This is a genomic window from Rhizobacter sp. P2_H3 (assembly GCF_056403355.1).
In genome coordinates this window covers 1-16,866 of the sequence record NZ_JBFUFQ010000011.1, presented here as the reverse complement: position 1 = coordinate 16,866, position 16,866 = coordinate 1, and the positions used below count along the sequence as shown (strand labels likewise).

Annotated in this window: 18 protein-coding genes and 2 pseudogenes; 9 read left to right on the top strand and 11 right to left on the bottom strand. The window is 66.7% G+C overall.

The annotated features are described in order from the left end of the window. Window positions 1-8: 8 nt before the first annotated feature. Window positions 9-584 (bottom strand): sigma-70 family RNA polymerase sigma factor, encoded by a 576-nt coding sequence (locus AC1D1T_RS03840; protein WP_477824954.1) that lies wholly within the window; start codon window positions 582-584, stop codon window positions 9-11. Window positions 585-791: 207 nt separating this feature from the next. Here AC1D1T_RS03840 and AC1D1T_RS03835 point away from each other — a divergent pair, with 207 nt between their 5' ends. Genes AC1D1T_RS03835 through AC1D1T_RS03820 form a run of 4 tightly spaced genes read left to right on the top strand, consistent with a single transcriptional unit; the run spans window position 792 to window position 4,374 of the window. Next, a complete protein-coding gene (locus tag AC1D1T_RS03835; RefSeq protein ID WP_477838599.1) occupies window positions 792-2,168 on the top strand; it encodes an NAD(P)/FAD-dependent oxidoreductase in 1,377 nt (458 codons plus the stop codon). After that, on the top strand, window positions 2,165-2,965 hold the full coding sequence (locus AC1D1T_RS03830) for a DUF1365 domain-containing protein (protein ID WP_477824847.1): 801 nt from the start codon (window positions 2,165-2,167) through the stop codon (window positions 2,963-2,965). The genes AC1D1T_RS03835 and AC1D1T_RS03830 overlap by 4 nt, the downstream gene beginning before the upstream one ends. Then, window positions 2,962-4,191, top strand: coding sequence for a class I SAM-dependent methyltransferase (locus AC1D1T_RS03825; RefSeq protein WP_477824848.1), 1,230 nt, complete (start codon window positions 2,962-2,964; stop codon window positions 4,189-4,191). Before AC1D1T_RS03830 ends, AC1D1T_RS03825 begins: the two co-directional genes overlap by 4 nt. Before the next feature lie 12 nt (window positions 4,192-4,203). Further along, window positions 4,204-4,374, top strand: coding sequence for a hypothetical protein (locus AC1D1T_RS03820; RefSeq protein WP_477824849.1), 171 nt, complete (start codon window positions 4,204-4,206; stop codon window positions 4,372-4,374). Between the two features lie 79 nt (window positions 4,375-4,453). On the opposite strand, the gene rph is transcribed toward AC1D1T_RS03820, so the two are convergent. From rph to AC1D1T_RS03785, 7 genes are all read right to left on the bottom strand, one after another. Next, window positions 4,454-7,093 (bottom strand): rifamycin-inactivating phosphotransferase, encoded by a 2,640-nt coding sequence (rph, locus tag AC1D1T_RS03815; RefSeq protein ID WP_477838597.1) that lies wholly within the window; start codon window positions 7,091-7,093, stop codon window positions 4,454-4,456. A gap of 40 nt (window positions 7,094-7,133) precedes the next feature. Beyond that, window positions 7,134-7,928 carry an alpha/beta fold hydrolase gene (locus AC1D1T_RS03810; protein ID WP_477824851.1) on the bottom strand — a complete coding sequence of 265 codons (795 nt, stop codon included), beginning with the start codon at window positions 7,926-7,928 and terminating at the stop codon, window positions 7,134-7,136. A 217-nt stretch (window positions 7,929-8,145) separates the two neighbouring features. Next, window positions 8,146-8,790: a TetR/AcrR family transcriptional regulator gene (locus tag AC1D1T_RS03805; RefSeq protein WP_477824852.1), complete on the bottom strand. Its 645-nt coding sequence runs from the start codon at window positions 8,788-8,790 to the stop codon at window positions 8,146-8,148. A gap of 75 nt (window positions 8,791-8,865) precedes the next feature. Further along, entirely contained in the window at window positions 8,866-9,516 is a 651-nt protein-coding gene (locus AC1D1T_RS03800) for an alpha/beta fold hydrolase (RefSeq protein ID WP_477991439.1), read from the bottom strand. Between the two features lie 115 nt (window positions 9,517-9,631). Then, window positions 9,632-9,904 (bottom strand): hypothetical protein, encoded by a 273-nt coding sequence (locus tag AC1D1T_RS03795; RefSeq protein ID WP_477824853.1) that lies wholly within the window; start codon window positions 9,902-9,904, stop codon window positions 9,632-9,634. Then, a complete protein-coding gene (locus tag AC1D1T_RS03790) occupies window positions 9,901-10,482 on the bottom strand; it encodes a TetR/AcrR family transcriptional regulator (RefSeq protein WP_477824854.1) in 582 nt (193 codons plus the stop codon). The genes AC1D1T_RS03795 and AC1D1T_RS03790 overlap by 4 nt, the downstream gene beginning before the upstream one ends. Window positions 10,483-10,601: 119 nt before the next feature. After that, entirely contained in the window at window positions 10,602-11,060 is a 459-nt protein-coding gene (locus AC1D1T_RS03785; RefSeq protein WP_047507931.1) for a DUF3237 domain-containing protein, read from the bottom strand. A 185-nt stretch (window positions 11,061-11,245) separates the two neighbouring features. Between AC1D1T_RS03785 and AC1D1T_RS03780 the strand changes: the two are divergent. Both AC1D1T_RS03780 and AC1D1T_RS03775 read left to right on the top strand, forming a co-directional pair. Next, a pseudogene (locus AC1D1T_RS03780) lies at window positions 11,246-11,305 on the top strand (hypothetical protein); the annotation flags it as partial. Between the two features lie 144 nt (window positions 11,306-11,449). Then, complete coding sequence (locus AC1D1T_RS03775) at window positions 11,450-12,046, top strand: LysR substrate-binding domain-containing protein (RefSeq protein WP_477824868.1); 597 nt, start codon at window positions 11,450-11,452, stop codon at window positions 12,044-12,046. A 69-nt stretch (window positions 12,047-12,115) separates the two neighbouring features. On the opposite strand, the gene AC1D1T_RS03770 is transcribed toward AC1D1T_RS03775, so the two are convergent. Next, window positions 12,116-12,490 carry a nuclear transport factor 2 family protein gene (locus AC1D1T_RS03770; protein ID WP_477824855.1) on the bottom strand — a complete coding sequence of 125 codons (375 nt, stop codon included), beginning with the start codon at window positions 12,488-12,490 and terminating at the stop codon, window positions 12,116-12,118. A 103-nt stretch (window positions 12,491-12,593) separates the two neighbouring features. On the opposite strand from AC1D1T_RS03770, the gene AC1D1T_RS03765 reads away from it, so the two are divergent. After that, entirely contained in the window at window positions 12,594-13,547 is a 954-nt protein-coding gene (locus AC1D1T_RS03765; protein WP_477991437.1) for a LysR family transcriptional regulator, read from the top strand. Window positions 13,548-13,734: 187 nt separating this feature from the next. Here AC1D1T_RS03765 and glmS read toward each other — a convergent pair whose 3' ends face one another. Then, window positions 13,735-15,600, bottom strand: a complete 1,866-nt coding sequence (gene glmS / locus AC1D1T_RS03760) for a glutamine--fructose-6-phosphate transaminase (isomerizing) (protein ID WP_477824857.1) — start codon at window positions 15,598-15,600, stop codon at window positions 13,735-13,737. Between the two features lie 140 nt (window positions 15,601-15,740). On the opposite strand from glmS, the gene AC1D1T_RS03755 reads away from it, so the two are divergent. Further along, window positions 15,741-16,232: an Lrp/AsnC family transcriptional regulator gene (locus tag AC1D1T_RS03755; RefSeq protein ID WP_465110598.1), complete on the top strand. Its 492-nt coding sequence runs from the start codon at window positions 15,741-15,743 to the stop codon at window positions 16,230-16,232. Here the strand turns inward: AC1D1T_RS03755 and AC1D1T_RS03750 are convergent. Continuing rightward, window positions 16,222-16,542: a winged helix-turn-helix transcriptional regulator gene (locus AC1D1T_RS03750; protein WP_477824858.1), complete on the bottom strand. Its 321-nt coding sequence runs from the start codon at window positions 16,540-16,542 to the stop codon at window positions 16,222-16,224. The genes AC1D1T_RS03755 and AC1D1T_RS03750 overlap by 11 nt on opposite strands. 108 nt (window positions 16,543-16,650) lie before the next feature. Here AC1D1T_RS03750 and AC1D1T_RS03745 point away from each other — a divergent pair. After that, window positions 16,651-16,866 (top strand): annotated as a pseudogene (locus tag AC1D1T_RS03745) (carboxymuconolactone decarboxylase family protein); the annotation flags it as partial.

Sequence of the window (16,866 nt, the reverse complement as noted above, 5' to 3'; positions counted from 1 at the left end):
CGGTGGCTTCAGCGGTCGAGCAGGCGGCGCAGTTGCGCAACCGCCAGGCGCACGCGCGATTTCACCGTGCCGAGCGGGATGCCCAGCTCTGTGGCGATGCGCGCATGCGGTTCATCGTCGAAATAGGACAGGCGCAGCACCTGCTGCTGCTCGGGCGGCAATTGCGCCAGGGCACCGTGCAGCCGCTCGCTCTGGCGTGCGGCGTGCAGGCGCTCCTCGGCGGCCGGTTCACCGCTGTCCAGGGTGTCGAAATCAAAGTCCTCGCCGCCCGACTCCAGGCCCTGGCGGCGGCGCAAAAGGTCCACGCGCAGGTTGCGGGCGATGGTGAAGATCCAGGTCGAGGCCGCGGCCTGCGCGGGATCGAACATTGCCGCCTTGCGCCAGACGGCGACGAGCGCCTCCTGCGCCAGCTCCTCGGCCTGAACCTCGGGGCTGCCGCACTGCATGAGATGGCGCTTGATGCGCGGGGCGAAGTGGCCGAACAGCCGCCCGAACGCTTCGCGGTCCTGCCGATCGGCCACGGCGCAGATGCACGCGCCCCAGCCGTCATCAGGGCGCGCAGCGCGTTCGCGATTGAAGGGCACGACGGTCAAGACAGGCGCTCCAGGGCCGCGGCCGCCGCGTCGGGCGGCGGCAGCTGGGCGGGATGAGGGGTCAGGCAAGAAAGCGGCCATGGGTCTACGGGTTCCGCTCCGTCCTACGCAACCCGGCCTCCTTCGGATCATCGCAGTTTGTAGAGCAATCCAAAGCGGCCTGGCTTGCGTAGGAGTTCCAACCCCTCAGGAGATCTCATGCATCCCACTGCCACCCTGGCCCACGCCCCCGGCGCCCTGCCGCCCGACGCGGCACGCCGGCGCATCGCGGTGGTGGGCGCCGGCATCGCAGGGCTGTCCTGCGCCTGGCTGCTGTCCGAGCGGCATGAGGTCAGCGTCTTCGAGAGCGAAGCCCGGCCCGGCGGCCACAGCCATACGGTGGACGCGCCCGACTCGATCACCGGCACCGTGCCGGTGGACACCGGCTTCATCGTCTACAACGAGCCGGCCTACCCCAACCTCACGGCCCTGTTCAGCCATCTCGGCGTGCTAACGGCAGCGACCGACATGTCCTTCGGCGTGAGCTTGGACGGCGGCGAGCTCGAATACGCCGGCACCGACCTGCGCGGCCTGTTCGCCCAGAAGCGCAACCTGTTGCGCCCGCGCTTCTGGAAGATGCTGCGCGAGCTGCTGCGCTTCTACCGCGAGGCGCCACGCGGCGCCCAGGCCGCCGGCGACCAGGCGCTGGACGAGTACCTCGACGCCCACGGCTACGGCCGCGCCTTCCGCGAGGACCACCTCTACCCCATGGCCGCGGCGATCTGGTCCGCACCGGCCGCTCAGGTCGGCCGCTATCCCGTGGCGGCATTCGTGCGCTTCTGCGAGAACCACGGCCTGCTGCAGGTCAGCGACCGGCCGGCCTGGCGCACCGTGACCGGCGGCAGCCGCGAGTACGTGAATCGCCTGTGCCACCGCTTCGAGCGGCGCATGCTGCTGGACCATCCGGTGCTGGAAGTGCGCCGCGATGCAGAAGGCGTGCGGCTGCGCACCCGCCACGGCTGGTGGCCCGAGCGCTTCGACCAAGTCGTGCTGGCCACGCATGCCGACATCTCGCTGGCCCTGCTCGAGAACCCGTCGTCCGACGAGCAGCGCCTGCTCGGCAGCTTTGCCTACACCCGCAACCTGGCCGTGCTGCACCGCGACCCGGCGCTGATGCCGCGGCGGCGGGCCGTGTGGTCCAGCTGGAACTACCTAGCCCAGCGCGGCAGCGGCAAGCCGCCGACCGTCAGCTACTGGATGAACCGCCTGCAGCCGCACTTACCGCAGGACGCGGACAGTGCGCTGTTCATGACGTTGAATCCGCCTCTGCCGCCGCGGCCCGAGCTGCTGATCCGCTCCGAAATCTACGAGCATCCGCTCTTCGATGCCCAGGCCATGGTCGCGCAGCGCGAGCTCTGGAGCCTGCAGGGCGTCCAGCACAGCTGGTTCTGCGGCGCCTACTTTGGCGCGGGCTTCCACGAAGACGGGCTGCAGGCCGGCTTGGCCGTGGCCGAGGCCCTGGGCGGCGTGCGCCGGCCCTGGCGCGTGCCCCGGGAGTCCGGCCGCATTCATCTGCCGGCGGCGGTGCCGGCATGAGCATGACCGCCTCGGCGCTCTACGTCGGCGGCGTGATGCACCAGCGGCTGCGCCCGCGCCGCCATCGCCTGGCCTACCGGATCTACAACCTGCTCCTGGACCTCGACGAACTGCCCGTGCTGGACCAGCGCCTGCGCTGCTTCTCGGTCGACCGCTTCAACCTCTTCAGCCTGCACCGCCGCGACTACGGCGACGGGTCCGACACCGACCTGCGCACGCAGATCGAGGCACAGCTGCGTGCGGCCGGTCTGCCGACGGGCGGCGCCATCCGGCTGCTGACGCTGCCGCGCCTGCTGGGCCACGGGTTCAACCCGCTGAGCGTGTGGTTCTGCCATGCGCCGGCCGATGGCGCGCTGATGGCGCTGATCTACGAGGTCAACAACACCTTCGGCCAGCGCCACAGTTATCTGATCCCGGTGAGCGCCGCACAAGCCGGCGCTGCCGTGATCGACCAGGGCTGCGGCAAGCAGCTCTACGTCTCGCCCTTCAACGCCATGGCGCTGCGCTACCGCTTCCGCGTGGCGCCGCCGGGCGAGGCCGTGTCGGTCGGCGTGAGTGTGCACGACGACGAAGACGGCGCCGTGCTCAACGCGCGCCTCGACGGCACGCGGCGCGAGCTCGGCGACGCGGCACTGCTGCGCGTCTTCCTCACCCATCCGCTGCTGACGCTCAAGGTCGTGGCTGCCATCCACTGGGAGGCGCTGCGGCTCTGGCTCAAGCGCGTCCCGTTGCAGCCGCGACCCGAAGCACCGGCATGCGAGCTCACCATCGTTTCAACAGACGAACGCACACTATGACGCCCACCCCATCCGCAGCGCGGACTGCCGCAGCCCCGGCGTCGGCGGGTTCACCACTGCCGCTGCTGGACCGCCTGCTGCGCCGCACGCGCTTCGGCCATCTGACCCTGACCCTGCCCAACGGACGGCGCCTGGAGGCGCACGGCACCGAACCCGGCCCGCAGGCCAGCCTGCAGCTGCAGCGCTGGCGGCCGCTGTGGCGCCTGGCACTGCAGGGCGACCTGGGCTTGGCGCTTGCCTACCGCGACGGCGACTGGGACAGCCCCGACCTGCTCGCGCTGATGGCCTTCGGCGTGGCCAACGAGGCCGCATGGGGCTCTGTGCTGCAAGGCCGCGGCCCCGGCCGCTGGCTGGCGCGCCTGGCCCATCTGGCGCGCGCCAACACACGCCGCGGCAGCCGCCACAACATCGCCTGCCACTACGACCTGGGCAATGCCTTCTATGGCCAGTGGCTGGATGAGAGCATGCTGTATTCGAGCGCGCTCTACGACGATGCAGCGCCGGCCGACACGCTGGAGGCCGCGCAGGCGCGGCGACTGCAGCGCATCGTGCAGATGCTCGACGTGCCGGCCCAGGCCGAGGTGCTGGAGATCGGCTGCGGCTGGGGCACGCTGGCAGCCACGCTGGCACGCGACAGCGGCGCCCGTGTGACCGGCGTGACGCTGTCCACCGAACAGCTGGCTTTCGCCCGCGAACGCGCCGCCGCCTGGGGCGTGGCCGAGCGCGTGGAGCTGCGCCTGCAGGACTACCGCGACGTGACGGGCCGCTTCGATCGCATCGTCTCCATCGAGATGATCGAGGCCGTGGGGGAGGCCTACTGGCCCACCTACTTCGACATCTTGCGAGAGCGGCTCAAGCCCGGTGGCGTGGCCGTGCTGCAGGCCATCACCATGGCCGATGCGCACTTCGAGTCCTACCGCCAAGGGGCGGACTTCATCCAGCACTGCATCTTCCCTGGCGGCATGCTGCCCTGCCCGCGCGTGCTGCGCGAGCAGGCCGAGCGCGCCGGCTTCGTCGTGGAGGAGGTGCAGACTTTCGGCACCGGCTATGCGCGAACCCTGGCCGAGTGGCGGCGGCGCTTCCTGGCCCGCTGGTCGGCCATCGAGCCGCTGGGTTTCGACGAGGCGTTCAAGCGACTCTGGACCTACTACCTCTGCTATTGCGAGGCGGGGTTCGATGCCGAGAAAGTGGACGTCGCGCTGTACAGGCTCAGTCGGCAGAGTTGAACCAGACTGGCGATGACGCTGACCTGGAAAGTCCGGCGCTGGGCAATTTTTTGGCCGTGTAGTGGCGCTCATCGCGTGACGGTCGGAAGTCAGGCCGCAACGCTGCAGCAGCTGTACGCGCCGCTGCGCGTCGAATGTCATGTGATGTGCAGAGCGGTCACCCAGGCTACCGGCTTCGAATGACTCTGAACAGCCTGGAGCCGCCGTCCGCACAAGGCTTCCGACGCCGGCTTTGCAGAGCGGACGACTGCTCTATGCGGGTCTAGGGGGCGGTTGCCATTGGAGCGGGCTCCGGCAGGATCTCAACGAAGCCGTCGCCACCATGGACCCGAATCAATTGGCCGTCGCGGATCAACCGGGTGGCGCCCTGCACGCCGACGACGGCGGGCAAGCCGTACTCGCGCGCGATGACCGCACCATGCGTCGTCGGCCCGCCGACTTCTGTGACCAACCCGGCGATGGCGACGAACAAGGGTGTCCAGCTCGGGTCCGTGAAGGGCGTGACCAGGATGTCACCGGGTTGCAAATCGGCCCGCGCCGCATCAAGGACCACCCGGGCCCGGCCTTCCACGCTGCCCGCGGACACCCCCATGCCGACCAGCGCACCGGCGGGCAAGTCGTCACGGCGGTGAACCCCGGCGACCGCCTCGCCTTCCGAGGTCAATACACGGGGTGGGGTCAGTGCCGAATGCCATTCGAAGGCTTGCTTGCGCTCGCGTATGAGCTCGCGATCGGCCTTCTGCATGCGGACGGTGTCCTGGAGTTCCTCGAACCTCAGGCTGAAGATGTCGTCCACACCGTCGATCACGCCGGCCTCGACAAGGCGCCGCGCCTCCTCGAGCAGCGCCTGCCTGTAGACGAACCAGCGGCACATCCAGGCGTACTTCGGGTATTCGCGATAGCCGGCCAGCGCGCGAGCCCGGTCGATCATCTTCTTGACTTGCATGGCCTTGTGCTCGCCATCGGGCAGCGCGCGCAGGCGGTCGAGCACCTCAAGCTCCTTTTGCCGCGCGCGCTGCAGGCCTTCTTCGAATCGGCGCCGCCCGGCGCCAGGCTCGAAGTTCCTGATGTTGACCAGCAGCATCGGCAGCATCAGCGACGGCCTCTCGCGCCAGCGCGGCCGGGCCACATCGATCTCGCCGATGCAGCGCATGCCGTACAGCTCGAACCACCGCCGGATGGCCCGGCCTGCTTCAGGACCACCCGGCAACTTGTCCAATCCGTCCAGGAAGCGGTCGTCGCCGGCCTGCTCCAGAAAGGCGACGAGATGCCGATGCGGGCGAATCTCATCGGCGACGTCCATCAGCGCGAGCCCCATCTCGGTCGTCACGTTGCCGGGTACAGACAAGGTCAGCGTGTCGGCTGCGTTCTTCTCCCCCAGCCACGCCTTCAATTGGTCGTTGAGCCACCACTGCGCCTCGACCCCCGCGAAGATGAGCTTGATGCTCTGCGGCGCCGACTGCGATTTCCTGAGCTCCTGGATGTCGCTCGAGATGAAGTCCAGCAGCGCGTTGCCGGCCTTCGTGCGGATGTCACGCTCGGCCGCCGCGATGGAGACGCGGTACGCCTCGATCATGTCTGCGGCCCATGACACATCGACTTCCTCTTCCGACGCGTTGCTTGTCGGTCGCGCGGGTTGAGGGGTCCGGTCGCGTACCCTCGGGATGAAGTCGCCGCGCTGAAGCAGGGTCTCGATGGCATCGCGCACGAGAGGGTCGCCTCGTTCGAGCATGGCCAGCTGGCTCGCCCGCTGGCTCGGCGATGCCAGCGCCTGGCTGATGTCCACGAACAATCGCCCGCCCGCATCCTGCATGCGGGGATTCATCAGCTGCCACAGCGAAATGCCAAGAGGCCGCAGCGGGTCGGTCATCATCTGTTGATGGCCCACCGACACGTAGACGTGGTTCTCGCGGTCGGTCGCGGCAGGGACGGGAAACAGCGTCGTGATGGAACGGCTTTGAACGAAATGGAAACCGTTGTCCTGGAGACACCATTCGATGTCCTGGGGCCAGCCGAAGTGCGCTTCGATGCGACGGCCGAGCTGCACGAGTTCCAGCGCCTGCGCGTCGGTGAGGGCCGGTTGACTCTGCAATGCGGCGGCGACCGCGTGCTGGCGCGTGCCGCCCTCCGGCAAGGCCAGGACGGCCAGCTTCTTGTCGCCTGTCGTCCTCGTGGCGATCTGCCCGTCCCTCACCTTGTAGTGGTCCGGAATCACCAGTCCACCCACCAGCGCCTCACCCAGCCCAAAGCTGGCGTCGATGGCAGCCACCTTGCGGTTGGATGTGACCGGATCGGCGGTGAACAGGACGCCCGCCACGCGCGGGACGACCATCCGCTGGACCACCACGGCCATCAGCACCTGGCGATGGTCGAGGCCATTGCGCAGCCGGTAGGCGACGGCACGCTCGGTGAACAGCGATGCCCAGCATCGGCTGATGTGCCGCAGGATGCTTGCACGCCCGACGACATTCAGATAGCTGTCCTGCTGACCGGCAGACGATGCGGTCGGCAAGTCCTCCGCCGTCGCGCTGGAGCGGACCGCATACGCAGCGTCCTCGCCAAGGACCCGGAGCCCGGCGGTGATCGCGTCGACGAGGTCGCCGGGAATCGCGGCGACCTCGACGGCATGGCGGATGTCGGCGCTGGCGGACCTGATCTCTTCACGATCATCAGCCTTCAGGCCTGACAGGCGATCCAGCAGGTCGTGCCAAGTCGGCACTCCGGAAAGGATGCGCTGAAAGGCCTGGGTCGTGACGCAGAACCCGTCCGGAACGTGAATGCCCTCGATTCGCGCCAGTTCTCCAAGATTGGCCCCCTTGCCGCCGACGGCCTTGAGCTGCGATCGATCGGTGTCCGCGAATCGCAATACATAGGGGCCCGTAGGTGCTGCGGTCGATGCCATGACTTGTGCTCTCATCTGCCGTTGAGGGGCCGGTTGGCCATCACTTTCCATCCAGAAAGGCAACCGCGGCCTTGGCCACGGCCTCAGTCGCCAGCAGGTTGTAGTGCGTCGTGTCGGGGATGACGGCCCACTGGCCCGCCGGCCGCTGCGAGCCGTCCATGCCTGCGTCCTGCCGCCCGCCGCCGAGCAGCTTGTAGAACTCCACCATGTGCTCGGGCCGCATCGCGTCGGCGTCGGCGAACACGAGCAGCGTGCGCGCCTTCACGGCGGCGAGTTGGGCCGTCCAGTCGTAATCGTGGCTTTCAAGCTCGCCGATCTTGCGCAGCAACGCCTCCCACTTCACGTTCGGGTAGAGCTTGGCCATGGGTGACTGGGCGATGTTCTGCGCAATCATCGGCGCATGCGCCGCCATCGCGTCGAACGCGGCGATCACCTCGGGGTACCAGCCGGCACGCTTGAATACTTGCGACACCACCACGAGCCGGTCCACCAGCCCGGGGTGGCGGACCGCCACCTGCTGCGCCACGCCGCCGCCCAGCGAATAGCCCATCACGTCGATCTTCTTCAGGCCGAGGTGACGGGCCAGCGCGGCCACGTCGTCGGCCATGTCCTCGAAGCGAAGCGGACGCTCCACGTCCGGCGTGTGGCCGTGGCCTTGCAGGTGCACAGCGATGACCTGGCGCTGCGCGGCCAGCGCCGCCAGGTTGGGCCCGAACGCCTCGCTGGCCGACACGCCGCCGTGCAGCAGCACCAGCGGGCGGCCGCTGCCGTGGATCTCGTAGTACAGGTTCACGCCGTTGACGGGAGCGTGGGCGGAACGGTTGGCGTCGGTCATGGAAACTCCTGTGGGGGTGGGGGAAGTGGAAGCAGTAGTGGCCGCCTTGGCCGTGAAGGGGAGCGCGGTCAGCGCAGGAAGGGTGAGCAGCGAGAACATCTGACGTCGGTGCATGCGGGTCTCCGGGTTGATGGGGTGCAACCCTCCCTGGCGGCTCTTGCGAGTCACCACGAAGGCAGGTCGGGGGAGGGAAAGGCGCCTGGGCCGTTTTGCGCGGCTAGCGCTTCGCCCGGCCTGGCGGCGGCTGAGCGAACGTCATCTGCAAGTAGCGGCGCAAGTGGTCCAGGCAGTCGGCAGCCACGGCCGGGTCGTGCTGCGACTTGGCCAGCACGAAAGCGCCCTGGATCACCGCCTGGGTGAACATGGCCAGGCTGTGCGCGCTCCAGTCGGCGTCCGGGATGTGCGCGGCACGTGCGGCCTCGATATCGCCTTCCAGCGTCGCGGCGTGCTGTTCGATGTGCCGGCCTGCGCTTTCGCTCAACTGCGGATGCGTGCTGTAGGTCTCCTGCGCCAGCATGCCGAACAGGCAGGTGAAGGCCGCCAGGTCGCCCTGCATCGCGCCTTGCCGGAAGTCGATGTAGCCCAGCAGCCGCTCCAGCGGGTCGGCATGCGACCTGTATGCGGCTCGCGAAAACATCGAGTCCGCCCGGGACGCAAAACGCTCCGCCGCGGCCATGGCCAGGTCTTCCTTGCTGGCGAAGTGGTGGAAGAAACTGCCCTTGGTGAGCCCCGTCTCGGCGCAAACGTCCTCCACCCGCAAGGCCGTGTAGCCCTTGGTGCGGATGAGCAGGATCGCGGCATCGAGCAGGCGCTCCCGGGACGTCGGGGTTGAGGGCGCTGCGGGTGTCGAGGAGGTTGCCATGGCGTGTCGTGTTCGTGTCCGTACCGGTTGGTATGGGCCATACATACCAACCGGTACGGAGTCAATGAGATTTGTTCACCAGTGCGCTGACGACAGCATGAAGCGAAGCTCGCGTGCCGTTTCCTGCGGGCGCTCTTCGGGAAAGAAGTGCCCTGCATCGATACTGCGGCCGCTGACCTCTGTCGCCCGCCGGCGCCATAGGGCCAGCGGTCCTCCCGCGTCGACATACCACTCGGCCAGCGCGCCGCGGCCGCTCCACAACACTTGAAGGGGGCAAGCTATTTGACGCCCCGCCTTTTTGTCGGCTGCGTCGTGCTCCCTGTCCAACGACGCAGCTGCGCGGTACTCCTCGCAGATGGCGTGTGCACGCGCTGCATCCCGGAGAGCGTCGGCGCGATCCCACGCTTCGCCGGTGGGCACCACGTCCAGCACCGCAAGTGCCGCACATTGCCGCGGGTGGTCGAGCGCCAGGCGATACGCGACACGGCCACCGCGGTCATGCCCTGCCACAGCGAACCGCGTGTGACCCAGAGTGGCCATCAACTCCACCATGTCCTGCGCCATCGCCCGCTTGGCATAGGCTTCATGCTTGGGGTCCGACGCCGGGCAGCCACTCGAGCCGTAGCCACGCAGATCGGCGCAGACCACAAAGTAGTCGCGGGCCAGCATCGGTGCAAGCGTCCGCCACATCAACTGTGATTGTGGAAATCCGTGAAGCAACAGCACGGGGTGACCCGCTCCTGCCCAACGCGCGTGAATACGCGTCGAGCTGGTCTCGAACGTACTCTCAGCGAAATCGCCAAAAACCATCAACTCCACCTTCGCTCTCCGGTGCTGCCGACTACCACAGCAGGGATCCGGCAACGGTCGGCTGATCGACCCCGACCACACCGACCTGGAAAAGGGGCTGGTCAGGCGGGGCGTCGATCGAGTGCGTTGGCGCGTCGGCCTTGGCCGGGTACCAAACCGTGATGCGCAGATCGGTGCGGTGGTCCGCGTCTCGGACCGCAGCACTGGGTTGATGCGCAAGCCGATGCTGCTCGCCTGCGGTTGCGAACGCGGGCAGAGCGGCAAGAAGGGAAAGCGCCGCTGCGAAATCGATGAGTGCTTTCATCGCTCTTGCTGTCGAGGGTTGGCATCACGCGGCTGTGGAGCGCACAGTCCGTCGATGTAGAAATCGAGATGCCGGTGAGCAAGCGAGCGCTCTTCGCTTGATGGCAATCCCATTGCCAGCGGCCGTGCAAAGCGCGTCAGCGCGAACACGATGTCGCGCTCGGAGAGATCAGCGCGAAGTGAACCGCCCTGCCTGGCGCGCGCAACGAGAGATTTCATGAGCTTCGCCGCGCGGGAGCGAAGATCGTTCCAGTCTCGTTTTTCCAGCAGTGGATGAATGATGTTCACCGCCCCGATCCCGTTGTCGAGCGCCACGTGCATGTACTGGCGCAGCGTTTCGACGCCGTCGGGAACCGATTCAACGAGGGCTTCTCCAGCATCGATGGTCTTTTCCAGTACGTGACGAACGGCGGCATGGAGAAGGGACTGCTGATCGGGGAAATGCCTGTACAGGGTTGCGATGCCCACCCCGGCGCGTTCAGCGACAGCGTCTCGCACCGGCTCGCCGCCCACCTCCAACACCAGCTCGATCGTGACTTCAACAAGCCGTTGTCGATTCTTTTGGGCGTCAGCCCGCATCACATGCCCAGTCTGTTCGCCGATCCATAAACGGAGAATATTCCTCCGTTTGGTGGCGTGTCAAGCGTCGAGAAGATCGCGCTGAATCCTGATGGGGTTCAAGGTCACAGCCCTGGGCATCAGAGGATCTCAAACAGTTCGTATTCGACGGCGCCCGGGGCGCGAGCGCCAACGCCGACCGAGATGACGCCATTCAGCCAGGCATGCGCCGGCGATGAGGTCTCGAAAACCGGGGTGATGCGGAGGTAGTATTCAGACGGATCAACGTGCTCACCGCGCGCCAGGCGAACCGCAACATCGGCACTTGCACGGCGCACGCCGCCATAGGTCATGAGGATCTTGGCTCCATCGTCCGTCAGCAGCAGCATGCGGACGTCCTGCCGGAATGTCCCGTCCTGACGTGCAATCAACAGGTCGGATCCGATCAGGGGAGAGATTTCGCCCCGCAGTCGTTCGCCTGCAAAACTTCCGCCGGATACGGCAAAAATTTGGCGCCCTCCTGCGGGGCACGGTCCGAGATCGATCGGCGAATGGACCTCAATGATCAGTTTGAACAGCGGGCGCACCTGCAGGGACATATCGAAGCTCCGATTCATGGGACGAGATCCGCCCCTTCCGGGCAAGATCTTCCTGGGGCAGCGGGAATGCGCAAAACGAGCTTTTCTCTGAGGTAGCACAAGCTGAGCTGAACATGAGCCCTTCACTGGAATCACTCCGCATCCTGGAAATTTGCGTTTCCTGTGCGAGCTTCGCGCGGGCCGCGGATCGACTGCATCTGACTCCGGCAGCAATCAGCTTGCGCATTCGCGCGCTGGAGGAAGAACTGGGCGAGCGTCTTTTCGTTCGGCAAGGTCCGCGGGTCATCCCGACGCCGGCTGCGGAAAAACTGGCTGCTGGCATCAGGCGCGCGCTGGTTGAGATCGCTTCAGCACTGGAGGCATTCCGTGCCGAAGCGCTGGTACTGCGTGTGACCGCGCCGCCGTCCTTTGCCGCGCGCTGGCTCGCACCTCGACTGGCAAATCAACCCGTTGGCGCCGTAGAGCTCGATGTCTCCACCGGGCTTCGCGAGCCAGCGGCCTTTGACCTCGCCATCAGGACTGGTCGCGGGCCATGGCCTGGACTGAAGTCACATCGGTTGTTCCCAGTGAGGCTGACCCCGCTCGTCTCGCCGGCATTGCTGCGCGGACTGACGATCACGACGCCGCTGGACTTGGCGCACCTCGTCCTGCTGCCGCACCCGGATTGGCGACGGTGGTTCGAGAAGACTTTGGGGGCGGTGCCGGAGCGACTGATGTTCGCCAAAGTTGACTACCCGAGTCATGAGTTGAACGCCGAAGCGGCTTGCGCTGGTCAAGGTGTAGCACTAGCGCCGCCGGAGTTCTTCACTCCGCTGATCGAAGGCGGGCAACTCGTCGCACCATTCGAATTCGTGCTGGAAGGTCCCGACTGGCATTTCGCCCTCATGCACGAAAACGATGCGCGGCCGGCGCCGCACGCTTTCTGTCGTTGGTTGTGCTCGCAGGCCGAGACGTTTGCTTCTGATCTTGCGTCTGCACCCCGGTAGCCAGAGAGGCCTGAGTCAGAAGGGCAGCACGCCTTGCGGCGCGACTGGCGTCCACAGGCCGTCAGTCCTTCAGTCGAAAGTACCTGCCACGAAGGACGCCTTGACCGTGATCAGCCACTCCCCCTCAATCTTGTGCAGGACGAAGTGATCGTTGAACAACTTCTTGCCGATCCGCACTCTCACGTTTGCCGTTGAAAGGGAATCGGAAACGTGCTCAACCGAGAGGATCGCTTCGTCCCTCGGCGCGTCAGTCGAGCGGGGACTCGGCCTCCCATGGATGAGCGACGCATAGTCCTGCGAGGACAGGGTGTTCAGCCGTCCGCCGTCAAGCCACTGCACAAAGCAGCTCGGATGGAAGACTTTGTTGAAGTCACGGCTCTTCGGCTCATAGGCCAGCTCGAAATAGTCCTCGATCAGAGCGGCTACGGCTTGGGTCTGGGTCATCGCGGGCCTTCATCATTTGTTGAACGATCCGTATAGTGAGGAATCCTTCCGGACTCGGCTACAGCGAAGCGGTTATCGCTGCCATTACCCAAACACATAGACCATGGATGACCTGGATGGAGGGCTTGTCATCGGCCTGCTGACGCTGAATGCGGTCGCCGAATCGAAAAGCTTTGGTCGGGCCGCTTCCCGTCTGGGCAAGACACAGCCTGCGGTGAGTCGCTCCATCCAGCGATTGGAGGACCGCCTTCACGCCAAGCTCGTGCATCGCACAAGCCGACGCGTTGAAGTGACGGACGCCGGCCATGCATTGCTCTCGAAGGTACTGCCCCTTCTCCAGGGGTTGGAGGATGCGACGATCGGCGCCGCCGACCAGGCCTCGGCCGTCAGCGGCACGCTGCGCGTCGCCTGCGATGCGCGGTTTGCCGGGCTCGTGTTGGCGCCGGAGCTGGCGAAATTCCTGGCGGCCCACCCGTCTCTCCAATTGAGGCTGGAGACGCGGAACGAACTCTCCGACCTGGTGAGCGACGGATTTGATCTTGCTGTCCGGTTTGGGCCTCCGTCGGTCTCGACCTTGGTCTGCCGCCGTCTCTACAGTCCACGCGTTCTGACCGTCGCCGCGCCGTCCTATCTGGCGCAACGGGGTAGGCCCAGCTCCCCGCGGGATCTGGTGGATGACGGTCATGAATGCATCAAAGCCATCGATCCCGCCACCGGCAGGCCTTTCGAGTGGGCGTTCTGGCGTGGCGATGAGAAGGTGACGGTGGCCGTCAGCGGCAGCCTGACGGTCACGGACGCCGGAACCAAGATTGGGGCCTGCCTCGCAGGCTACGGGATCGCTCAGGTGATCGACCTCGGGGTCGACACGCACGTGAGAGCGGGCACGCTTGAGCCCATCTTGACGGACTGGCCTGACGAGACTTTTCCGCTCTATGTCTACTATCCCGGGCGCGCCCACGTTCCAGCCAAGGTCAGGGCATTCATCGATTTTGTAGTCCGCATGATGGCCAGGGCCCAACCCGGGAAGGACGCCTTCCAACCGTCAGCAGGGCCGTAGCTCCAAGCTCAGCGGTCCACCGCCGATAGCTTGGGCGCGGCCTCTGGCCTGTAGGCCTGCCAACCGCTGCCACTACAAATCTGCCGCCGCCTCCAGGCTGAGCTGAATACTCGCGCCTGTCATCCATGCATTACTTAGATCCGACGGACATTATTTGTTGGAGTCACGGGCCGCGAAGCTCGAGGGCTCACTCCACCGTCACGCTCTTCGCCAGGTTCCGCGGCTTGTCCACATCCGTCCCCCGCGCACACGCCGTGTGATACGCCAGCAACTGCAGCGGCACCACGTGCAGGATCGGTGACAGCGCCCCGTAGTGCTCCGGCATCCGGATCACATGCAGCCCTTCGCTGCTCTCGATCCGCGTATCCGCATCGGCAAACACGAACAGCTCGCCGCCGCGTGCCCGCACTTCCTGCAGGTTGCTCTTCAGCTTCTCCAGCAGCGCGTCGTTCGGCGCGACGGTCACCACCGGCATCTCGGCCGTCACCAGCGCCAGCGGCCCGTGCTTCAGTTCGCCGGCCGGGTAGGCCTCGGCGTGGATGTAGCTGATCTCCTTCAGCTTCAGCGCGCCTTCGAGCGCGATCGGGTAGTGCAGGCCGCGCCCGAGGAACAGCGCGTTCTCCTTGCGCGCGAACTCCTCGCTCCACGCGATCACCTGCGGCTCCAGCGCCAGCACCGCCTGCACCGCCACCGGCAGGTGGCGCAGCGCCTTCAGGTGCTCCTGCTCCTGCGCATCGCTCAGGTGCCCGCGCACCTGCGCCAGTGCCAGCGTCAGCAGGAACAGCCCGACCAGCTGCGTGCTGAACGCCTTCGTCGATGCCACGCCGATCTCGGCGCCGGCGCGCGTGATGTAGGCCAGCTCGCATTCGCGCACCATCGCGCTGGTCGCCACGTTGCACACCGTCAGCGTGTGCTTCATGCCCAGGCTGCGCGCGTGCTTCAGCGCGGCCAGCGTGTCGGCGGTCTCGCCGCTCTGCGTGATCGTCACCACCAGCGTGCGCGGGTTCGGCACGCTGTCGCGGTAGCGGTACTCGCTCGCGATCTCGACGCTGGTCGGGATCTTCGCGATGCTCTCCAGCCAGTACTTCGCGGTCGAGCCGCTGTAGTAGCTGGTGCCGCAGGCGAGGATCAGCACCTGGTCCACGTCCTTGAAGATCTTGTAGGCTCCATCGCCGAACAGTTCGGGCGTGACGCTCTCCACCGCATCGAGCGTGTCGGCGATCGCGCGCGGCTGCTCGAAGATCTCCTTCTGCATGTAGTGCCGGTACGGGCCCAGCTCTGCCGCGCCGGTGTGCGCCTGCACCGTGCGCACCTCGCGCTGCACCGCCTTGTACGCGCGCTCGGCCGTGCGGCTGGTGATCCACACCTTGCCGAGCTGCAGGTCGACCACGTCGCCCTCTTCCAGGTAGACGATCTGGTCGGTGACGCCGGCCAGCGCCATCGCGTCGGAGGCCAGGAAGTGCTCGCCGCTCTCCTTGCTGCCGATGCCGAGCACGAGGGGCGAGCCCTCGCGCGCACCGATCACCCGGTGCGGCTCGTCGCGGCAGAACACCGCGATCGCGAACGCGCCGCGCAGCTGCAGCGTCGCGCGCTGCACCGCATCGAGCAGGTCGCCGTCGTACAGGTGGTCCACCAGGTGCGCGATCACCTCGGTGTCGGTCTGGCTGTCGAACACGTAGCCCTTGGCCTTCAGCTCGGCGCGCAGCTCGTCGTGGTTCTCGATGATGCCGTTGTGCACCAGCGCGATCCGCCCGGCCGACGCCGCCTTCGCGCCCGGCCCGGCCGAGAAGTGCGGGTGCGCGTTGTGCACCACCGGCGCACCGTGCGTGGCCCAGCGCGTGTGGGCGATGCCGGTGCCCGACTGGATCTCGTCGCTGCGCACGTTGGCTTCGAGCTCGGCCACGCGCGAGGTGCTGCGCGCCCGGCGCAGCTGGCCGTTCTGGTGGACCGCCACGCCGCAGGAGTCATAGCCGCGGTACTCCAGGCGCTTCAACCCTTCGATCAGGATCGGAACGATGTTGCGGGTGCTGACGGCGCCGACGATGCCACACATGGGAGTTCTCTCTGGTGAAACTGGGATGGGGCGAATCGTAGGCAGATTGATGTGGTGAATGGTTGCATATACTTGATGAGTATGAAATTATTGGCCACGAGTATCAATAATCGATTGAATATTTCACTGGTAGATGACAAATGGCTGAATCTGACAAAAAACTGAGCCTGGACCCCACCGACTTGAGGGTGTTGGAGCTGTTGCAGAACGACGCCTCGCTGTCCAACCAGGACCTGGCTGCCGCCGCCCACACCTCGCCGGCCACCTGCCTGCGCCGCGTGAAGCGGCTGGTCGAGGCCGGCGTCATCGAGCGGCGCGTCGCCATCCTGTCGCCCGAAAGGCTCGGCGCCGGGCTCACGGTGCTGGCCGAAATCACGCTCGATCGCCAGGGCGCCGAGCACCTCGCGGCCTTCGAGGCGCGCGCGGTGGCCGAGCCGGCGGTGCAGCAGTGCTACCGCGTCTCGCCAGGGCCGGATTTCATGCTGGTGATGCAGGCGCCCGACATGGCGGGCTACCACGCGCTGGTGCAGCGCCTCTTCACGCAGGACGCCAATGTGCGCAACGTGAAGGCCTTCTTCAACGTGCACCGCGCGAAGTTCGAGCCGCGCATCGCGCTGCCGGTCATCGCGTGAGCGCGCGCGCCCAGTTCTGCGCCCAGCGGTCGAGCGGGCCCAGTTCGTCCAGCAGCCCGAGGCCGCGCGCCGTCAGCGCATAGCCCTCGGGGCGCAGCTCCAGCAGCTGCGCCTCGCGCAGTTCCTTCACGCGGCTGTTCAGCAGCGTGGGCGACGCCCCGCCCATGCTCTGCTGCAGCGCGCGGAAGTTCTGCGGCTGCCCGTCGCGCAGCTCCCACAACAGGCGCAGCGTGCCGCGGCGGCCCAGCAGATCCAGCAGGGCCATGATCGGCCGGCCGCTGGCCGAGCCGCGCACGCGCGTGCCTGGCAACGGGGTCCTCGGGCGGGGCGATGAAGTCGTCACGTCGGCGACTATGCCATGCCGGTTTCGGTGCCAGGATCCGTTTGCTACTATTTCTGTAGCAGCAAGGAGATCGCCATGACACCGACCGAAGCCTCCACGAACCCGGCCGCCCGCATTCCGCCGGTCAGTGCGCCGTACGAGCCCGAGCTCGACGCCCTGCTGCGCCGCATGACGCCGCCCGAAGCCGTCGACGTGCTGCAGCTGTTCCGCGTGTTCGCGCGCCACCCGCTGCTGGCCGAGCGGTTGATGCCGTGGGGAGGCTTCATGCTCGGCCGGCACGCGATGCTGCCG

Coding starts and splice junctions, on each gene's coding strand:
- AC1D1T_RS03835 (WP_477838599.1), top strand. CDS start 792: ATGCATCCCACTGCCACCCTGGCCCACGCCCCCGGCGCCCTGCCGCCC.
- AC1D1T_RS03830 (WP_477824847.1), top strand. CDS start 2,165: ATGAGCATGACCGCCTCGGCGCTCTACGTCGGCGGCGTGATGCACCAG.
- AC1D1T_RS03825 (WP_477824848.1), top strand. CDS start 2,962: ATGACGCCCACCCCATCCGCAGCGCGGACTGCCGCAGCCCCGGCGTCG.
- AC1D1T_RS03820 (WP_477824849.1), top strand. CDS start 4,204: ATGACGCTGACCTGGAAAGTCCGGCGCTGGGCAATTTTTTGGCCGTGT.
- rph (WP_477838597.1), bottom strand. CDS start 7,093: ATGGCATCGACCGCAGCACCTACGGGCCCCTATGTATTGCGATTCGCG.
- AC1D1T_RS03810 (WP_477824851.1), bottom strand. CDS start 7,928: ATGACCGACGCCAACCGTTCCGCCCACGCTCCCGTCAACGGCGTGAAC.
- AC1D1T_RS03805 (WP_477824852.1), bottom strand. CDS start 8,790: ATGGCAACCTCCTCGACACCCGCAGCGCCCTCAACCCCGACGTCCCGG.
- AC1D1T_RS03795 (WP_477824853.1), bottom strand. CDS start 9,904: ATGAAAGCACTCATCGATTTCGCAGCGGCGCTTTCCCTTCTTGCCGCT.
- AC1D1T_RS03790 (WP_477824854.1), bottom strand. CDS start 10,482: ATGCGGGCTGACGCCCAAAAGAATCGACAACGGCTTGTTGAAGTCACG.
- AC1D1T_RS03785 (WP_047507931.1), bottom strand. CDS start 11,060: ATGTCCCTGCAGGTGCGCCCGCTGTTCAAACTGATCATTGAGGTCCAT.
- AC1D1T_RS03770 (WP_477824855.1), bottom strand. CDS start 12,490: ATGACCCAGACCCAAGCCGTAGCCGCTCTGATCGAGGACTATTTCGAG.
- AC1D1T_RS03765 (WP_477991437.1), top strand. CDS start 12,594: ATGGATGACCTGGATGGAGGGCTTGTCATCGGCCTGCTGACGCTGAAT.
- glmS (WP_477824857.1), bottom strand. CDS start 15,600: ATGTGTGGCATCGTCGGCGCCGTCAGCACCCGCAACATCGTTCCGATC.
- AC1D1T_RS03755 (WP_465110598.1), top strand. CDS start 15,741: ATGGCTGAATCTGACAAAAAACTGAGCCTGGACCCCACCGACTTGAGG.